General features: G+C 41.9%; 19 protein-coding genes and 1 tRNA gene. 13 read left to right on the plus strand and 7 right to left on the minus strand.

Going from position 1 to position 18,503, the window contains the following annotated elements:
• Positions 1–173 precede the first annotated feature (173 nt).
• Positions 174–716, plus strand: coding sequence for a cysteine hydrolase family protein (locus MSMAS_RS14765; protein WP_011033840.1), 543 nt, complete (start codon positions 174–176; stop codon positions 714–716).
• A gap of 185 nt (positions 717–901) precedes the next feature.
• On the opposite strand, the gene MSMAS_RS14770 is transcribed toward MSMAS_RS14765, so the two are convergent.
• Positions 902–1,276: a DUF2769 domain-containing protein gene (locus tag MSMAS_RS14770; protein ID WP_011033839.1), complete on the minus strand. Its 375-nt coding sequence runs from the start codon at positions 1,274–1,276 to the stop codon at positions 902–904.
• Positions 1,277–1,498: 222 nt separating this feature from the next.
• On the opposite strand from MSMAS_RS14770, the gene MSMAS_RS14775 reads away from it, so the two are divergent.
• Entirely contained in the window at positions 1,499–1,993 is a 495-nt protein-coding gene (locus MSMAS_RS14775; protein ID WP_137726714.1) for a hypothetical protein, read from the plus strand.
• Complete coding sequence (locus tag MSMAS_RS19035; protein ID WP_015412172.1) at positions 1,990–2,166, plus strand: hypothetical protein; 177 nt, start codon at positions 1,990–1,992, stop codon at positions 2,164–2,166. Before MSMAS_RS14775 ends, MSMAS_RS19035 begins: the two co-directional genes overlap by 4 nt.
• Positions 2,167–2,258: 92 nt before the next feature.
• Here MSMAS_RS19035 and MSMAS_RS14780 read toward each other — a convergent pair whose 3' ends face one another.
• Entirely contained in the window at positions 2,259–2,657 is a 399-nt protein-coding gene (locus MSMAS_RS14780; RefSeq protein WP_230626439.1) for a rhodanese-like domain-containing protein, read from the minus strand.
• Positions 2,658–3,114: 457 nt separating this feature from the next.
• Between MSMAS_RS14780 and MSMAS_RS14785 the strand changes: the two genes are divergently transcribed.
• Positions 3,115–3,591, plus strand: coding sequence for a MarR family winged helix-turn-helix transcriptional regulator (locus MSMAS_RS14785; RefSeq protein WP_011033836.1), 477 nt, complete (start codon positions 3,115–3,117; stop codon positions 3,589–3,591).
• Between the two features lie 210 nt (positions 3,592–3,801).
• Entirely contained in the window at positions 3,802–4,293 is a 492-nt protein-coding gene (locus MSMAS_RS14790) for a GNAT family N-acetyltransferase (RefSeq protein ID WP_011033835.1), read from the plus strand.
• A gap of 177 nt (positions 4,294–4,470) precedes the next feature.
• On the opposite strand, the gene MSMAS_RS14795 is transcribed toward MSMAS_RS14790, so the two are convergent.
• On the minus strand, positions 4,471–4,872 hold the full coding sequence (locus tag MSMAS_RS14795; protein ID WP_048046745.1) for a hypothetical protein: 402 nt from the start codon (positions 4,870–4,872) through the stop codon (positions 4,471–4,473).
• A gap of 613 nt (positions 4,873–5,485) precedes the next feature.
• Here MSMAS_RS14795 and MSMAS_RS14800 point away from each other — a divergent pair.
• On the plus strand, positions 5,486–6,142 hold the full coding sequence (locus tag MSMAS_RS14800; RefSeq protein WP_048046746.1) for a ferric reductase-like transmembrane domain-containing protein: 657 nt from the start codon (positions 5,486–5,488) through the stop codon (positions 6,140–6,142).
• 16 nt (positions 6,143–6,158) lie between these two features.
• Entirely contained in the window at positions 6,159–6,410 is a 252-nt protein-coding gene (locus MSMAS_RS14805; RefSeq protein WP_230633285.1) for a CBU_0592 family membrane protein, read from the plus strand.
• 74 nt (positions 6,411–6,484) lie between these two features.
• Here the strand turns inward: MSMAS_RS14805 and MSMAS_RS14810 are convergent, their stop codons facing one another.
• On the minus strand, positions 6,485–7,246 hold the full coding sequence (locus tag MSMAS_RS14810; RefSeq protein WP_052728076.1) for a potassium channel family protein: 762 nt from the start codon (positions 7,244–7,246) through the stop codon (positions 6,485–6,487).
• Positions 7,247–7,640: 394 nt separating this feature from the next.
• Complete coding sequence (locus MSMAS_RS14815; protein ID WP_230633287.1) at positions 7,641–9,569, minus strand: DUF4430 domain-containing protein; 1,929 nt, start codon at positions 9,567–9,569, stop codon at positions 7,641–7,643.
• Positions 9,570–10,252: 683 nt separating this feature from the next.
• On the opposite strand from MSMAS_RS14815, the gene MSMAS_RS14825 reads away from it, so the two are divergent.
• Complete coding sequence (locus MSMAS_RS14825) at positions 10,253–10,714, plus strand: PaaI family thioesterase (RefSeq protein WP_011033829.1); 462 nt, start codon at positions 10,253–10,255, stop codon at positions 10,712–10,714.
• A 148-nt stretch (positions 10,715–10,862) separates the two neighbouring features.
• Here MSMAS_RS14825 and MSMAS_RS14830 read toward each other — a convergent pair.
• A tRNA-Gly gene (locus MSMAS_RS14830) sits at positions 10,863–10,934 on the minus strand.
• A gap of 210 nt (positions 10,935–11,144) precedes the next feature.
• On the opposite strand from MSMAS_RS14830, the gene MSMAS_RS14835 reads away from it, so the two are divergent.
• Together MSMAS_RS14835 and polX are read left to right on the plus strand one after the other, a co-directional pair.
• Positions 11,145–12,887, plus strand: a complete 1,743-nt coding sequence (locus tag MSMAS_RS14835) for an ATP-dependent DNA ligase (RefSeq protein ID WP_196296930.1) — start codon at positions 11,145–11,147, stop codon at positions 12,885–12,887.
• A gap of 78 nt (positions 12,888–12,965) precedes the next feature.
• Complete coding sequence (polX, locus tag MSMAS_RS14840; protein ID WP_048046750.1) at positions 12,966–14,720, plus strand: DNA polymerase/3'-5' exonuclease PolX; 1,755 nt, start codon at positions 12,966–12,968, stop codon at positions 14,718–14,720.
• Between the two features lie 382 nt (positions 14,721–15,102).
• On the opposite strand, the gene MSMAS_RS19830 is transcribed toward polX, so the two are convergent.
• Entirely contained in the window at positions 15,103–15,228 is a 126-nt protein-coding gene (locus MSMAS_RS19830) for a hypothetical protein (RefSeq protein ID WP_268988861.1), read from the minus strand.
• Between the two features lie 148 nt (positions 15,229–15,376).
• Here MSMAS_RS19830 and MSMAS_RS14845 point away from each other — a divergent pair, with 148 nt between their 5' ends.
• The 3 genes from MSMAS_RS14845 to MSMAS_RS14850 all read left to right on the plus strand — a co-directional run bounded on the left by MSMAS_RS14845 (position 15,377) and on the right by MSMAS_RS14850 (position 18,403).
• Complete coding sequence (locus MSMAS_RS14845; RefSeq protein ID WP_230633288.1) at positions 15,377–16,303, plus strand: anaerobic sulfatase maturase; 927 nt, start codon at positions 15,377–15,379, stop codon at positions 16,301–16,303.
• A complete protein-coding gene (locus MSMAS_RS19610; protein ID WP_230633290.1) occupies positions 16,258–16,698 on the plus strand; it encodes an SEC-C metal-binding domain-containing protein in 441 nt (146 codons plus the stop codon). The genes MSMAS_RS14845 and MSMAS_RS19610 overlap by 46 nt, the downstream gene beginning before the upstream one ends.
• 166 nt (positions 16,699–16,864) lie before the next feature.
• Complete coding sequence (locus MSMAS_RS14850; RefSeq protein WP_011033825.1) at positions 16,865–18,403, plus strand: arylsulfatase; 1,539 nt, start codon at positions 16,865–16,867, stop codon at positions 18,401–18,403.
• Positions 18,404–18,503: the final 100 nt, after the last annotated feature.

Below are 18,503 nucleotides of genomic sequence, written 5' to 3' on the forward strand. Positions count from 1 at the left end.
ATATTTTAATGAAATTAATTATTCTTCTATTTTTCCAGCCTCTCAGTAAATTCATAAAGTGAAGCAAAAACAAACAGCAAATAAAAAACAGGTCATGCATAAAAATGAGAATTAATTAAAAAGCCTGTGAGAAAACCGTCAAAAATATCATTATTGACAGCTTCACTGGCAGTATGAAAGAAACCCTTCTTCTTATTGATATTCAAAACGACTATTTTCCAGGCGGTAGGATGGAACTTGCAGGCATGGAAGACGCGTCAAAAAAGGCGGCTGGTCTCCTTAAAGCATTCCGTGCTTCAGGCAAACCGGTATTTTTTATCAAACACCTTTCTACCAGGCCCGGAGCTTCCTTTTTCATACCCGGAACTCCCGGAGCGGAAATCCATGACAGCGTCCAGCCCCTATCAGAGGAAACAGTTATTGAGAAACATTTCCCGAACAGCTTTTTCCAGACTGAGCTTCTCTCACGGCTGAATGAAGAAAATGTGACAGATCTGGTAATCTGCGGGGCAATGAGCCATATGTGTATAGACACAACTGTGAGGGCTGCAAAAGAACTCGGTTTTACATCTACCCTGATTGCCGATGCCTGTGCCACTCGTGATCTTAAATTCAAAGATGAACTCCTGCCTGCCAGTACTGTTCATGCATCTTTCATGGCTGCACTGGATGGAATGTTTGCAAAAGTAATGACCACAGAAGAATATCTTGTATGAAAATCAATTTTCCATCCTTCTTTTAATTTGGCATGAAAGTTCTCTCAAGTACTTTCATTTTTTGGGCATGTTATTCGAAGAATATCATGTGTGTTTTTTGTTTTTTTTTAATAATAAAAAAATAGTAACAGTGAATAAATGAAAAATTGCAGGTAAATGAAAAACTACTACCTTTCAAACAGAAATCAGGTTGCTTTGCCGTTCATACAGAAGTACTGCGACGGCTTCCCCTCTCCCAGGTCATACTCTTTCCAGACTTCACAGGTATTGCAGATGCATTTTCTGTCAGGGTTAAGGTCCTGGCATGTAGCTTTGCCTGTCGAGCAGTATAGTCCCGGAACATCTTTGGGGTCAGGAACTTTTTCTCCAGACATGTTTTCCATTGCTTTTTTTGAGCTTTCAAGTTTGTCCTGTGCACACTTGCTGTTAGCCTGAACCGGACATTGTGAGCACATGCATTTTTGAATGTTTTCCCGTGCATAAGGGACTTCGAAGTCCGTACCTCTCTCCCTGGGCTCTAAAGAACCCTTTCCTTCTGATGTATCTCTTCCTCTGTTCATGTTATCCCCCTGGTCTGTATTCCAATTAGTATTCCATTTCTGGTTTTGGTTTAAGGCATAAAAGTCTTTTCAGTTGCAGAACAAATATTCAGTGGATTATTCATCAACCATTTAAAAATATAACAATGAAATCAAGCATTTTTACTGAAAGAACCCTGAAAATTCCAGAAGAAAAAAATGCAGGATATAAGATATATATCTATAAAAATTAAGTATATAATTATGAAAAGAAAGGATAAGATCCGGGTGGGGATGTACTTATCGTATATGGTTTTCATAACCATTATAGGAGTAGCGTCGTATTTTGTGAACAACCTTCTGGACCTTGCATTATCTGTAATTGCTCTGATTCTGATATTTTCTCCAGTCCTTATACGAAAAGATTTCAGTGCAAATTTTCCAAGTCTCATTGATACTCTTATCCTTGTGTATCTTTTCCTTGGAACATACCTCGGGAGCTTCAAGTCATTCTTTGAGAGGATCTGGTGGTGGGATATTTTACTGCACTTATTGATGGGGGTCAACATAGCCCTGATCAGTTTTTCAGTCATATACCGCCTGAAAGAAGTAAAATCTCATGTCCAGTTGAGTCCGTTCATGGTAGCGTTTTTCTCATTTGCAATTTCGATGGCTGCAGGAGGGATCTGGGAAATTGTAGAATATGTCCTTGACACATTCTTCGGGTTTGAACTTCAAAAACCCCCCCGGATACGATGATAGATTTGATATTCGTATTTATAGGAGGGCTGATAGTTTCCACAGGAGGCTACCTGTATGCAAAGTACCCGAGAGCAAATATGATCGAACTGCTGTTCTCAAAGGACGAAATAGAAGCCATGAAAGATGACCATCCTGAGCTCCAAAAAGGGAAAAGGCGCCTGGAATTGTGAAAACGCACTGATTTTCTGAGCTATGAAACAGAGATGAATAAATCATCTTTCTTCGTAAATAATGGAGATATCAAAAGATTGCAGTTTCCTGGTTATTCCGAACTTACAACCGGATACCCTGCACCTGTCCAGGCGTTAATGCCTCCTTCCATATTGTATACCTGTGAATATCCGGCATTCACAAGGATCTTACTCGCTGAAATGCTTCTGTGCCCTGATCTGCAGTAAACCAGTATTTTTTTGTTTTCAGGAACTTCGTCCACCCGTGCTTCAAGCAGTTTATCAGAACTTAGACTGGACCCGGACGAGTTAGTTACAGGGATCAGGGTTGCACCTTCAATATGAAAAGAATTAAACTCAGGAGGCGTTCGGACATCAAGTAAAAATACATCTTCTTCGTCGAGCAGTTCCTTTGCTTCTTCAACGCTTACGTTTGTAAACCCCGAAGGACGGTCTCCACCCCGCGGGGCAAAAATCAGTATTGCAATCAAAATTACTAAAAAAGAGGCTAAATACACTAAATTCTGTTTGTTCAATCAAAGGCTCCTCCCTATTGAATTGATAAAGACAAAAATAAGAGAGCCCAGAACAGTCAAGGACCTCTTAAGCAGTCATCGGATAATAACAGGCTTACATAAATATAAAACAATTGCGGAGAGATAAAACAATTGCGGAGAGTTCTGAAATTTCATTCTGTTCCTCTTTCGTTTTCGAACGTGACAGGAGGCTTTATTCTGGATATTCAGGTATGTTTTAGTGGAACTATCTGAAATCAGAATGTTTATAGAAGCCAAAAAAATATAATGCTGGCATGAAATTCCCCGGAGAAGCGAACGCAAATAGGACCTGTCGTATAAAAAAGAATATAAGTAACTCACATCCAATTTCAGAGAAATAAAGTCGCAGACTGAAAAATATGCAGACTAAAACATTCCCGGGGACGCAGATGTGGATAAACTGAGCCTTGAAGAAAAAGTAGATCTCCTTATAGAAAACGGAATCCGAATCCTGAATAAAGCGTATGCTCTTGAAAAAAAACCTGTGGACATGGGGCATGGTGTTCTTCTCTATCCTTCGGAGTTCCATCTGATTGAAACTGCCGGCAAAAACCCGGCAGAAAACCTGACTTCAATATCTTCCCGTTTAGGAGTGACTAAAGGGGCAATCTCCCAGATGGTCAAAAAGCTTGAGAAAAAAGGGCTTGTAAAAAAGGTCCGCGTTCCAGGGAATAAAAAGGACGTCATGCTCGAACTGACAGATTTCGGCAGGGAAGCCTTTGAGTGGCATAAATCTCTCCATGAATCAATGGAAGCCGGAATAAGAAAGGAGCTTGAGGGCATGAGCAGTTCTGAAATGGAGACCTTTCTCAGAGTCTACGGGCATCTTGAAAGGATGCTTGACCGGTGTATGGAGAGGTACAGATAAAAAACAGGTTAAATCCCGCGTTAATCCCGGACAAACTAAAACCCAGCCTGAAAAATAATTTTTTGTTTAACAGCTAAATTAAAATAGCAAATCTGCGATAGATAGTATAGGTACTATATAATTTAGAACCGGTAATAGATTAGCAAACCAGAAAAAAGATTACGGACAGGCAAAATAAAATTTTTGAAACATGGAAAACAGGTGAGTAAAGTGGGATACAAATTTTCTCCAATCTCTTCCGAAGATAGGGAGGCTGTGATTGATACTTTCAATTACTATATTGAGAACAGTTTTGCTGCTTATCCTGAGACCAGGGTTCCTTACGAATTCTTCGAGTTCTTTCTTCAGGTCACTTCAGGATACCCGAATGCTGTCGTAAGGGATGAAAATAAAAACTTCGTGGGCTTTTGTATGCTCCGCCCCTATTCTCCAATGTCTGCATTTTCCGGAACAGCCGAGATATCTTATTTCATCAGGCCCGAGTTCACGGGAAAAGGAACTGGTTCCTTAATGCTCGAACACCTCCTTTCAGGCGCCAGGGAAAAAGGGCTGCACTCTATCCTGGCAAGCATTTCTTCTCTCAATGAAGGAAGCATCCGTTTCCACAGCCACCACGGGTTCTCGGAATGTGGAAGATTCAGGGAAGCGGGAAAAAAGAACGGGAAGTTCTTTGATACGGTATGGATGCAAAAATTACTTTAATTACCAGATAAAGTGATAAAAAAGTAAAAAGCTAATCCCGGCCTGCTTTGAATGTTACAGATCATCATGATTTATACGATATAATGAAATTTCGTAACAATTCACTTTGTTTTAACAGGCCGCAGTTAGCTTTAATTTATGTCTGGTTCAGTCTTTTAATTAGTTTTTTATGTTCAATTAGCAGCATTTAGAAAAGCATTTCCCGCAGTCAAAGACGTCTCCGAAAAACATCCACAGGATAGAGAAACAGCTGTTGAACTTATAGCCAGTGTAGTTGTAACACTTGACAGCGCACTTGTTTTTAGGGGCACACTTCTCTTTAGGAGCGCACTTATCTTTAAAGTCGCACCTGTCTTTAATCTTGCACTTCTCTTTAGGAGCGCACTTGTCTTTAAAGTCACATTTGTCTTTAAAGTCACATTTGTCTTTAGGAGCGCACTTGTCTTTAAAGTCATATCTGTCGTCACAGTCACATTTCTTATTGCAAGAGCATGCGCTTACTGATGCAACTGTCGATGCCATTACAAAAAAGACTGCTAGCAAAAGAACCAGCGCCTTTCTAAATCTTGATTTTAACATTTTATATACTCCCCAGATTTTCATCTTTTTGATATTATTTTAAAGCCGTTGGTTTTTATTTGCTTTCAATCGGAGATGTATTGTATCACACAATTTTACCATTTAAACACAGAATCCATTCCCCGGTAATTAATAAGTAGATTCTGTCCTCGCCCTGTTACCGATGAAAGTGACTTAAAATTATACCAACGCATAATACCAACACAAAATTAGTACCGGAATGATATAATATATACAGAAATATAAATTAGAAACGAATGTTATTGAAAAATATATAACCTATATTATAGGTTTATACAATTTCTTTATTAAAACGCGATTTTTACCATTTCTGATCGTTAGTATGTTATTATTTATACAAAGTCTAGTGAAACTACAGTAACAGATTGAGGAAGATAAAAGGGATGTTGCCTAAAAAAGCAGCAGTGGGAAGAGATTTTTTTTAACTGAATCAGATTTATGTGATTGGAGTTATTTACAGAATACAATTATATAAAGCTAATTTCACAGGAGATGAACCACCATAAGAAAAACTTATACTGGATTCTGATAACAGAAATGTTCCAGAAAATCAGTGCTGTTAAAAGCAGCAGACAAATGAGGGGGTAATATTTTGAGCAGGGGAGATACTGGAAAAGAAACCGGCAATAAACAAGGCAAAGAAACTCCAGGCAACAGAAAAAAAGATCAGCAATTTTACTTAATTTATGGCATTATTGTGATAATGATCCTTTTCATAACATACCTTATTCTGCAGAAACCCGGGGAACCCCTTAGGATGATAGCCCGATTTGCAGCAACATTCGGATACCTGGCAATTTTCCTTTCAATACTCAGCTCCGAATACATGGCTAAAATGAGAAAAATATCAGGAATGCCTTTTTTAAGAGCCCACCATAATCTGGCAAGAATTGGAGTCCTGTTAATCCTGATTCATCCTTTAAGCCTTGCCCTTCAAGCTCAGGACTTCACGATTTTCCTGCCAGTATTATATCCTGTAGAGACTTTTCTCGCACTGGGCGGCAGGACTGCACTCTATCTATTCCTCCTGGCTGCGGGCATTGCCCTTTACAGGAGAAAATACAGAAACTGGAAGAAGGTGCATTACCTGAATTACCTGGCTTTTTTGCTTGTTTCAGCTCACGCTTTAATGATAGGGAGCGATTTTAAACAGGACATAATGAGAATCATTGCAATTATAATGGCAGTTACTGTAACAGGTATATTCATACATAAGAGAATCGGTGTCGGAAAAAAGATATATAAGTAAAAATATATTTCTGTTCATGGTTGAATTTTCAGTGATAGTGGGCTCAACAGGCGTACTCATGTTACTGCTGGCCTTTCTCCTTAATCTCTTTAAGATTTTGATGCAGGATACAAAAACATATGCTATGCTAAACGTGGTCGGTGCAGGGCTTTCATGTTATGCTTCGATAATTATTGATTACATGCCTTTCGTAATCCTTGAAGGTACATGGGCGCTCGTAGCCTTTATAGGACTTGTCAGACTCATTAAAACCCCTGGAGAGGCTTGAAAATAAAAGAGAGTCAGGTACAGACCACAAATTCATTAAAATTTTACTCAGCTTTATTTTAGGAAGACTTAAATTTACTTTTTTTCCTTTTCTGAAAACTTGCTTATTTCACTGGAAAGCCTCTGCACTTCCTTCCGCAGTTCCACAATTTCTTTAGAAGATTCTTCCTTCTCTTTTCCGATAAGAAGACTGGCAAGGGCTGCTGTGATATATCCAAAAATTGCAAAAGCGTAAACGGATAAGAAAAAAGTTAAAATCCGTCCTTCAAAGGTTTCAGGCCAGTAATCGCTTCCAATTGTCGTCATAATCATTGCTGTCCACCAGAAAGCATCCCAGTAGGAACTGAGACCAGGTCTTTCAAAGCTGTACATCCCTGCTGCACCTATAGAAGTTACCAGAGCCGTAAGCAGAAGGACATATTCCAGCCCTCTCTGTCTCACAGCCTTTCTGACAGTCCTTATGCTCCTGTTAAATGAAGAAAGAATTCTGGCAAGGTTAAATGACCGGATGAAACTTGAAAGTTTAAATAGCCTGAAACCGCGGAATAATTTTAATATCCTCAGAGCAGGAAGGAAGAGAGAAAGAGCAACAAGCCAGTTTTCCTTTAAATAAACCTTTTTTTTCGGAGCAATATACAGTTCAACAAAAAAATCAGCTATAAAAATACCCCAGATAACAGTACTTGCCGTTTGCAGGCGTGAGGAAAGCCCGTAGACAAAATCAACAATAATAAGGATTAACCATACTATTGACAGCAAAATCAAAGGAAAATCCAGAATCTCGTTAATCTGGGAAAGCAGGTCCAAACGTTCCCGCTGTATCTGTTCTTTGTCCATATGCTCTCTCATCTCAAATTATATAAAAAATAAAGAAGTGTGCATTATAGTAAAAGAAAAAATCTGTAAATATTATTAGTCTCATGAGATAATTTAAGGTTCTCAGACAGACCTTTTTTAGTTAGAGAACTGTTTTATGCGGTTATTATTCCTGGAGATGAAAACTCGAAAGAATTGATTCTCAGCAGAAATTGTTGAATACGACAGAAAAGAGAAATTGTTGAACATGTCAAAAAAGAGAAATTGTTAGTATAGCAAAATGCAGAAGTAACCCTGAAGATCTACATTTTTTAAGGATATCATATTAGTAAAAAAGAAGAGAGCTGCAAATCATATAGACTTACAGCCCAAACCTCCAGAACAGAGTTTCCAATCGGAAGACACTGTTGATCAATTACATGTCGTTATTTGTACTGTCATCTCCATTCATGTCGTCCGTGTCGTTTTCATTCATGCCTTCTGTACCCGTGTCCATGTTATTGGTATCGTCTTCACCCATGTCGTCGTTATTCATATCATCCATGTCGTCACTGGTGTCGTCAGTCGCATTGTCCATAACTGACGCGACAAATTCAAGCCCGCTCGCATTAAGAGCTCCAATGTCAGTAAAGTTATCGATTTCAGACTCCTGGTTAGAGCCTTCAGGCGTGAAGGTAAAGGTCCCTTCAGTGAGGTTTACCGTATTGTCGAATAATACAGTAAGATCCTCATTTTCGTTCTCCTGCTCTTCTGCTTCATCGACAACTGTGATATTAGCTACGTAAAGAGCATCTCCAAGTACCGCATTTCCATCATCTTCAGTTGTGTACCAGAAGCTTATTACGTCTCCTTCATTTACTTTGTTCATCCCGAAATCCTGTTGAGCTGGTTCCCCGTTTATGTAGACGAACCACATTTTATTGAATTCCCGGTCGTTTTCGATTTCCTGGATGCTCTCAAGCTTGAGTGGCACGTTTGAAACATTGCCGGTCTGGTCCCCGGTCACGTTAGTCATATTTCCGGTGGTCACGCCAGTCATATTACCGGTCATGTTGTCTGTAACATTATCAGCTACACCGGTCATGTTGTCCGTGGTCACATTGGTCATGTTGCCTGTAACATTGTCAGTTACGTTGGTCACATTTCCAGTGGTCACGTTAGTCATCTTTTCGACCAGATCACCAATATCTTCAATGGTAGCCGTGTTCTGAGTTATGTTGCAGATAACCGTCCATGTCACGATTCTGACCATATCATCGATATTTCTGACTGCGACCATTTTCTTGGTTACGTTTTCCACGCCCTGATTGGTGTTTTCTTCCATTTCGGTTGTGTTATCCATAGCCCCGATAATAGCCGTATTTCCGTCCATCGCAATCAGATCATCTATATCCTCTTCATCTATTTCGGGTACATCATCCGTACTTCTGACTATGACCATGTTCCCGGTGAAATTGTATGCAGCGGGTTCAGTCATATTAGCCGTGCCTGTGTCCGTTTCAGTGAGATTGGCTATTGCATCGGATATTTCGGCGGCATCAGCTATGTTTTTGATTACAACCATTTTTCGGGTCATATCGCCGGTCACGGTTCCGGTCATATTTCCAGCCGTAAGTACAGTCATGTTGTCCATGCCTTCTGTCATGTTATTCATACCGCTGGCATTATCCATGCCCTGTGACGTGTTCAACATGATTGTTCCGGTCATATTCCCGGTTGTAATTATGGTTATGTTTCTGGAGACATCCATATTACTGGTATCGTTGGTAGCGTTATTTGTAGCATTATTTGCGTTATCGGCAGTCTCAGTAACATTATTTACAGTCTCAGTAATGTTATTGGCAGTCTCAGTAACGTTATTTCCAGCCTCAGTAACGTTATTTCCAGCCTCAGTCATATTTTCAGTGGCATCATCCATACCTTCTGCCATGCCATCCGTTTTTCCGAAGATGACCACGCTTCCAGGTATACCATCAACTTTTCCGGCCATGACGGCTTTTTCTGTCATGTTACCCATATCTTTGATCAGAATAATCTTCCCGCTTACCTCAAGCGTTTCGGGAATATTCATATCACTGCTAACATCAGTCGTATTACCGGTGGCGTTATTCATACCGTCAGTAACATTACTCATGTTATCATCACTCATGTTATCCTCAAATTCCATTTCTTCGACAACGACCGCATTTCCGATGATATCACATGTAATGGTTTCAGTAATATCGCCGGTTGTGATCATGTTTATGTTCTCCATGTTTCCGAATACGTCTGTCTGTGCCTGTACGGCCACAATAGGCAGAGCCAGACATAATACTAACAGGAAAACCATCAATTTCATCTTCATTCTATACCCCCCGTATACGAGTCCGGTCTTATGGACCGATTGCAATCATAGAGTTTGATTAAATAAAAATGGTTTTAATAATAACCACTTTAATAATAAAAGGGGAATTTATAAATAATTAATCTTTATTTAACTATAGAAGGGGTAATTTAGAGTTTCAGAGTCAATAAATGCTCAGAAAATGGTATTGACCACAAAAGTATATTTTTTATGATATTTATACAGCTTCTGCGCAAAAACTTCAAAAAAGAAATATTCCAGGCCATAATTTTTAAAAATAGAGATACAGGAAATCTAAATAACTTATTTTAAGCAGTTTTCAGCCCATTCTCTTACCATATTAAACATTCCATCCGGTACTTCTGACAGATCGTGCCCTGTAACTTCGAATATTGAGTTTTCTGGTTCCTATTTCAGGAAAATATGAATACATTGATCTTCATGAAGGAAGTTTTTCACATTCATCTCCGCGTATAAGGAGAAATAAAACCACTCATCAGGATAAAAGATCGGTCTTCTGGAACAGGACAATAAAGTGCTCCTTCAGGACTAAAATCAGTTTTAAAATGAATATCATAAGTACTTGAAGAAAAATAACATAAAAAGATAGTTTTTCCAGAGAGAAATGTTATAATAACTTCCAGGCACATTCAAAGGCATAACTTTAATTAAAAATATGGCAAATGAAAAGTGATTTTGCTGACAATACTTTACTGGCACTTACCGGAGCTATTATTATGGAGAATCTCATAAATTTTTTTAAGAAGGATAAATTCGCCATGCATTCAGGCATACAACTGCTGGAAGCCTCCCCAGGCTATGCAAAAGCCAGAATGGAGATAGAAGAAAAACATCTTAATGCATTAAGGGCAGTGCAGGGAGGCGCATTGTTTACTCTTGCAGACCTTGCTTTTGCAGCAGCCTCGAATGCATACGGAATTGCTGCAGTCGGGATAAACTCAAATATATCTTTTGTAAAAGCCGCAACAAAAGGGACTCTCATAGCCGAAGCAAAAGAAACTTCAATAAATCCTAAAATTGCCACATATACCGTAAACATTACTGATGAAGAAGGAGATCTTGTAGCAATATTTATGGGTATGGTTTACAGGAAAAAATTTACGCTTGATTTTTCTGAAGCTTAAGCTTCAGAAATAAAAATTGCGCCTGAAATTGTGACTTAAGCTAAGCTCAAAAGAAAAACAGCGGCAAAATAAGTAAGATGCTGCTTAAAGTAAAAACAAAATAAAAACACCCTAAAAATATCCGTTTTTTGTAATTTAAAAAAGCTCATGCGACTGCCGGGATTCGAACCCGGGTTCTAAGCTTGGGAAGCTCAGGTCATAGCCACTAAACCACAGTCGCATACAGTCTAAGGAACTGCTATGTACTCTTCTCATGCATCTTTTAGATATTAAAGTTTTCGGTGACAGTGATAAAAACACCCGGGAGAGCCGGCTTGCCCTCTGCAGGAATGAAATCTCTTTTTTGGAAATTTGAGGGTGCAAAGCGATAAAGACCGGGGCAGGGAATAGTTATTGTAGAAATTTCAACCAGCTTTTTCGGAGAGGGGCAATGGTGAGGTTTAAAGAGCTTGCAGAGCTTTTTGAGGAGCTTGAGAAGACCACGTCCCACAGGGAAATCGTAAGAAGGATTTCTGAATTTTTTAAGAATCTCAAAGGAGATGAGGTGAAGGACAGTGCGTATCTTTTTCTTGGAAGCACCGGGCCTGCCTTTGAAAACACAACCCTGGGGATCAAGGACATGCTTGCCATAAGGGCCATTGCAGGAGCTTACGGAGTTACCAGAGAAGATGTCAGTAAAAGGTATGCAAGAACAGGAGACCTTGGAGATGTGGCTTTTGAACTCAGCAAAAAAAGAGAATCTTCCCTGACCATTGAGGATGTTTTTCAAAGGCTTCTGCAGATAAGAGAAACCTCAGGAAAAGGCAGTCAGGAAGAAAAAACAGCCCTTTTTTCGGACATCTTACAAAAAGCCACACCTGAAGAAGGTAAATATATAGTGCGACTTGTGCTCGGAAGGCTAAGATTGGGGTTCGGAGACCAGTTCTTGCTCGAAGCTTTCTCAATCGCATTTACAGGGGACAAAAAACATGCCGCAAAAATAAAAGAAAGCTACAGCGTCTGTACGGATATCGGGGAGCTAGCAAAAATCCTTGCAGAAAACGGAGCAAGGGCTACAGGGTTTATCTCCATAAAACCGGGTAGGCCGGTAAAATCCATGCTCTCCCAGCGAGTCGAAAGTTTTGAAGAGCTTGAAAAAAGGGTTAAGGGAAAAAAAGCTGCTGAAGAGAAATATGATGGAGAGAGGGTGCAGGTACATAAAACCGGTGAGGGGATTAAAGCTTTTTCCCGCAGGCTTGAGGACATAACTTCCCAGTACCCTGAAATTATCGAAGATGTCAGAAAAACCGTCCCTGCAAATGAAATAGTGCTTGATGGAGAAATAGTTGCATACGCAGAACTGGAAAGAAACGGTAACCGGATAGAAGAATTTTACCCGTTTCAGAACCTCATGCAGAGGCGAAGAAAGTACGAGATTGAAAATTACAGGAAGAAATGCCCGGTAGCAGTATTCTTTTTTGATATCCTTTACCTTAACGGAGAGCCCCTTCTAAAGAGGCCCTATCCTGAAAGAAGGGCTTTGCTTGAGATGAACGTTGTTGAGTCAGGAATAATTCGTCTGTCAAAAAGAATCGTTACGGAAAGCGTTGAGGAAATTGAGGATTTTTTTAACGAAACCATAGAAAAGGGGCTTGAAGGAATAGTGGTCAAGTCCATGAGCAGCAACTCTTATTACGAAGCCGGGAAAAGGAGCTGGTTCTGGTTCAAATGGAAACAGGAGTATTCAGAGGGGATGAGAGAGACCTTTGACCTTGTGGTTGTGGGGAGTTATTACGGAAGAGGGAGGAGAAAAGGGTCATTTGGAGCTCTTCTCTGTGCAGTCCTGAATAAAGAGGGACAGCGGTTTGAAACGTTGACAAAAGTGGGAACTGGTTTTACAGAAGCGGATGCAGAAGAGATCAACAGGTTGCTTTCAGACCATATAGTAAGCGAAATTCCAAAGGACGTTTCTATTAAAAAAGGTATGCTTCCTGATATCTTTATAGAACCTGCAGTAGTTATCGAAGTCCTTGGCTCGGAGATCACAAACAGCCCCGGACATACGGCAGGAGAAGGAGAAGAGGAAACAGGACTTGAACTGCGTTTCCCCCGGTTCTTACGAATAAGGCACGACAAAACTCCATATGATGCCATGACAGTTAAGGAAGTAAGGGATCTGAAGGACGGAACTTAAAAAGTAAAAGAAAAGTGGAAGAGTGTAAGTAAAATATTTTGAAAATATCAGGAAAAATAACAGAGTGAGGGGGAGCCTTTGAGAAACCGTGAGGTTGCAGAACTGCTGTATGAAACTGCTGATATAATGGAGTTCCAGCAGATAGAGTGGAAACCGCGAGCTTACAGGCGGGCAGCTCAGAACATAGAGAATTTTGGCGAAGATATTGAAAAAGTCTACGAGAAAAAAGGAAAAAAGGGGCTTACAGAGATTCCCGGCGTAGGTGAATCCATTGCCGACCATATAGCCGAATACCTGAAAACAGGGAAGGTAGAAAAATTTGAGGGTTTGAAAGGTAAAGCTCCTTCAGGCACTGCCGAACTGATGGAAATCAGGGGGCTTGGAGCAAAAAAGATGAAAAAGCTTGCAGATAAGCTTGAGATAAAAACCATGTTAGACCTGAAAAATGCGGTTAAATCTCACAGGATCAGGAGGCTTTCAGGCTTCGGGGTAAAAAGTGAAGAAAATATCGCCAGGGCAATTGAAAACTACGAAAAAAGCCATTCAAGAATCCCGCTTGGAAAGGCACTCCCGCTTGCCGAAGAAATCATATCCGGCTTGAAAGAAGAACTGAAGAACGGAACTCCCGGGTTAGACCTCTCCAGGATCATCTATACAGGTTCCCTGCGAAGGCTGAAAGAAACTATTGGGGACATTGACATCCTTGCAGAAGCAGAAGAAGCAGATGCAGGGAAAATTATGGATGCATTTGTTTCTCTCCCCGAAGCAGGACAGGTTGTTTCAAAAGGCAGAACCAGAAGCAGTGTGATCCTTAAAGAGGGATTTGCGATAGACCTCAGGGTAGTTCCGCCTGAAAGCTACGGGGCAGCTTTACAATATTTCACGGGCTCAAAGGAACACAATATCGGACTCAGAAATATTGCTCTCAGAGAAGGTTATAAGCTTTCAGAATACGGTCTGTATTCCAAAAATTCGGGAGAACGGATTGCAGGCAAAAGTGAAGAGGAAATTTACAGGAAACTCGGGCTTGAGTATATCGCACCTGAACTCCGGGAAAACAGGGGAGAACTTAAGGCTGCAGCAAAGAATGAACTACCAGAGCTTGTGGATGCAGGAGACATACGGGGAGACCTGCACATGCATACGGATTACAGCGAAGGGACAGAGAGCCTTGAAACTATGATAGAAAACGCCGAAGCTATGGGATACGAATATATTGCAGTCACAGACCATTCGCGCTCTCAGAGGATTGCAAACGGAATGGATATTGAAACTTTGAAAGAGCAGTGGAAAGAGATCAAAAGTCTGTCAAAGCGCTTCAGGATAAAGGTTCTAAGGGGCTCGGAAGTTGAGATCCTTAAAGACGGAAGCCTTGACTACCCTGATGAGATCCTTAAAGAGCTTGACGTTGTGGTAGGAGCTGTACATTCAGGTTTTGCAGCATCGGAAAGAGAAATGACAGGAAGAATTATCACTGCTCTCGAAAACAAACACCTCGACATACTTGCCCATCCTTCGGGCAGGCTTCTCGGAAAAAGAGAGGCTTATGCGGTCAATTTCGGGAAAGTCTTTGAAGCTGCAGCAGAAAATGGAAAAGTAATGGAAATTAACTGCCAGCCTTCAAGGCTTGACCTTAATGACGAGCTTATCTTCAGGGCAAAGGACTATGAGCTGAAATTCTGCATTTCAACGGACAGCCATTCTGTATCTGACCTCACTTCCATGCGCTACGGTCTCGGGCAGGCGAGAAGGGGCTGGCTTGAAAAAGAAGATATTGTGAATACCTACCCGTACTCAAGGCTTAAAGGAGTTTTCAAAAAACTCAGGGATTGAGAGGAAGAATCAAAATTATGGTGTCTTTTTTCATCAAGAGGGTTATTTTATATTAAAATAAAGAAAAAACCTGTTTTAAGGATATTTATCATAAAAATAGGCTGTATGGGCTTGAATACCCCCAGAAAAAAGCACTTTTAAAGATTTAAATAATATTTAATGCACGAATAAAACTTTGTTTCTACCTTTAGTTTCATAAGATTTATATTTCTTTTATGGATAATACTGTGAAAGGTAAAAAGCTTGTAGAAGCTCAAATCTTGCATCGGAAGGGCAAGGCTACGGGGGGTCGGCACTACCTGATGTAATTTGTTAGTAGCTTTAATGCCTTTAAAAAGCCTGACAGTTACATGGGCATGAAACGGAGCTTTCTGGAATACGCTCAGTTATTGTTCTGTGTTCCATTCTCAGGCATGGCTATAGAAACAGCAACAGGTTTCATCAGTAAGTAACTGATGGCAACCTGAAAACCTTCTATTCTTATTCTGCTTTCTCCGAGCTGAGACATTTAAAGAACTCTGATGTGACAGACAGGGCAGACCCTCTGTAATTGAAGAAGAATAGAAAGTGGATACTGAATAGAGAGTGAAAGCGATGCATGAGACTTTTTTCCCACCCATCGGACAGGCTATCCTTACTCAGGGAGAAAGTACTGAATGACACCGCAAAATCATCTTCCTAGCCGTATTCACGTGCTGGCCAAGCCAACAGGAGCTATCTGCAACCTGGCCTGCAAATACTGTTTTTTTCTTGACAAGGAACTGCTCTATCCTGGCAGCAGGTTCCGCATGTCAGATGAAATACTGGAGAACTATATCCGGCAGCTCATCGCAGCCCACAGCAGTCCGCAGGTGACCGTTGCCTGGCAGGGAGGTGAACCCACGCTTATGGGCGTCGACTTTTACCGGCGTGCAATTGAGCTGCAAGAAAAACACAGAAAACCAGGCATGAAGTTCGAAAACACAATGCAGACAAATGGCACGCTGCTGGACGACGAATGGTGCCGGTTCTTTAAGGAAAACAATTTTCTAATCGGGATCAGTATCGACGGCCCTCGCGAACTGCACGACGCCTACCGTGTGGACAAAAAAGGGGAGGGAAGCTTCGATAGGGTTATGAAGGGGCTTCGCCTGCTGCAAAAACACGGGGTAGAATATAACGTCCTGACAACAGTTAACCGCACCAACGCCGATTACCCGCTGGAAGTCTACCGCTTCCTGCGGGACGAAGCAGGGACAGACTGGATTCAGTTTATTCCGGTTGTTGAAAGGATCAATGGGGGAGGACGTACCCTTTACCAGAAAGGGGATAGGGTCTCGGACCGTTCTGTGAAGCCCGAGCAGTTTGGGAGTTTTCTGAGCTGCATTTTCGACGAATGGGTGAGAAATGATGTAGGTAGGATATTCGTGCAGACTTTTGAGGCTTCTGCACGCAGATGGATGGGATTGCCCTCAGGGATGTGCGTTTTTGAAGAAACATGCGGGATTGGGCTTTTGCTCTTGAGCATAATGGAGATCTTTACTCATGTGACCATTTTGTGGAGCCGGACTATCTGCTGGGCAATATTCTGGAAACAGAGATAGGAGAGCTTGCAGCATCGGAAAAGCAATACAGGTTCGGGCAGGACAAACGTGATACTCTACCGCAGGTATGCCGGGAATGCGAGGTGTTCTTTGCCTGCAGGGGAGAATGTCCTAAAAACCGCTTCCTGGCCACTCCTTCAGGAGAATCCGGCCTGAATTACCTCTGTAAGGGCTGGAAAGCTTTCTTCCAGCATGTCGATTATCCGATGCAGATAATGGCAGGATTGATGCGCAGGGGTTACCCGGCATCAGAGGTGATGAGGATTCTGGCTCTTGATGAAGCTTTTCAAAGGACAGGACGCAACGAACCCTGTCCCTGTGGCAGCGGGCTCAAGTTCAAACGCTGCCACGGACGCAAGGATACCAGGGTAAAGAAAGAGGAAATGGGCATGTAATTTACGTGGATACTGTACATGCGAAAAATGCTGCGGAAAAAAATGGCACCATTAAAGAAAAATCCGATATCCGGTAAAGGAGAGTCTTGAAGGAAGAGGGGCCGGAAATACATTAGCACGCGATAATTCTGGTTGTCGATAATCAATTAATAAAGGAGAAGAAACAATGGGAGAAAAGAAACCAAATATTCTGGTCATCTGGGGAGATGACATAGGTATCAGCAATCTCAGCTGCTACAGTGATGGATTGATGGGGTACAGAACACCTAACATAGACCGCATAGCCAACGAAGGCATGAGGTTCACAGACTCCTATGGAGAACAGAGCTGCACAGCCGGACGTGCAGCGTTTATTACAGGCCAGAGCCCTTTCAGGACAGGACTGAGCAAAGTAGGTCTGCCCGGGGCAAAGACAGGATTACAGCACGAAGACCCTACCATTGCTGAACTTCTGAAAGCCCAGGGTTATGCCACAGGCCAGTTCGGCAAGAACCACTTTGGAGACCGGAACGAGTACCTGCCTACAGTTCATGGTTTTGATGAATTCTTTGGAAACCTCTACCACCTGAACGCAGAAGAGGAGCCTGAACTACCTGACTATCCTCCCGGAGAGGACTTCCCACTTTTCAGGGAACGATTTGGTCCGAGGGGAGTGATGCATTCCTGGGCTACTGATGAAGATGATCCTACCGAGGACCCGCGCTGGGGTCGCGTGGGCAGACAAAAGATAGAAGACACAGGTCCGCTGAGCAGGAAACGCATGGAGAAGGTTGATCTTGAGTTCATAGAGGCAGCCATTGACTTCATTAAACGCCAAAAAGAGGCTGGTAAGCCTTTTTTTGTATGGCTCAACACCACCTGGATGCATTTTAGAGTGCATGTCCCTGAAGAGATCAGAGGTCAGGCAGGGCGCTGGCAGTCGGAGTATCACGATGCAATGATCGAGCACGACAGGCAGGTTGGCATGATGCTTGATCTGCTTGACGAGCTGGGTATTGCCGAAGATACCATCGTTTTGTACAGCACGGACAACGGACCTCATATGAATTCCTGGCCCGATGCAGCCATGACCCCCTTCCGTTGCGAGAAGAATTCAAATTGGGAAGGTGCTTTCCGCGTTCCTGAAGTCATGCGCTGGCCGGGTAAGATACCTGCAGGCGTTGTATCCAACGAGATCATAAGCCACATGGACTGGCTGCCCACTTTCCTCTCAGCGGCAGGGGTGCCGGATATTAAGGAGAAACTTAAGAAAGGATACAAGGTCGGTGAAAAGAACTTCAAGGTGCATCTCGATGGTTATAACTTTTTACCCTGTCTGACAGGCAAAGAGAAAAAATCCCCACGCATTGAGTTCTTTTACTTCTCCGATGATGGGGATCTGGTTGCAGCCCGGTATGACAACTGGAAACTGGTGTTCATGGAACAGCGTGCTGTCGGGACCCTGCAGGTATGGATTGAGCCCTTTGTACCTCTGCGTGTTCCAAAGATATTCAATCTTCGAACAGACCCGTATGAGCGCGCAGATATGACCTCCAATACCTACTATGACTGGATGCTTGACCATGCTTTCCTTCTGATACCGGCCCAAAAAATAGTTGGCGACTTTTTGTCGACTTTCGTAGAATTCCCGCCGCGCCAGAAGGCAGCCAGCTTTACCATAAACAGGGTGATGGAAAAGCTCCAGGAGGGGATCGGCAGTAACTGAGGGGTTAGAGATACATTAAGGTCTTTGTGCGCTGGCTCTTTGAGCCAGCTGGCAACTTTAATACATATTACATACCTGAAAAAGCTAGCCGGAACTTACA

The organism is Methanosarcina mazei S-6 (genome assembly GCF_000970205.1).
GTDB lineage: Archaea > Halobacteriota > Methanosarcinia > Methanosarcinales > Methanosarcinaceae > Methanosarcina > Methanosarcina mazei.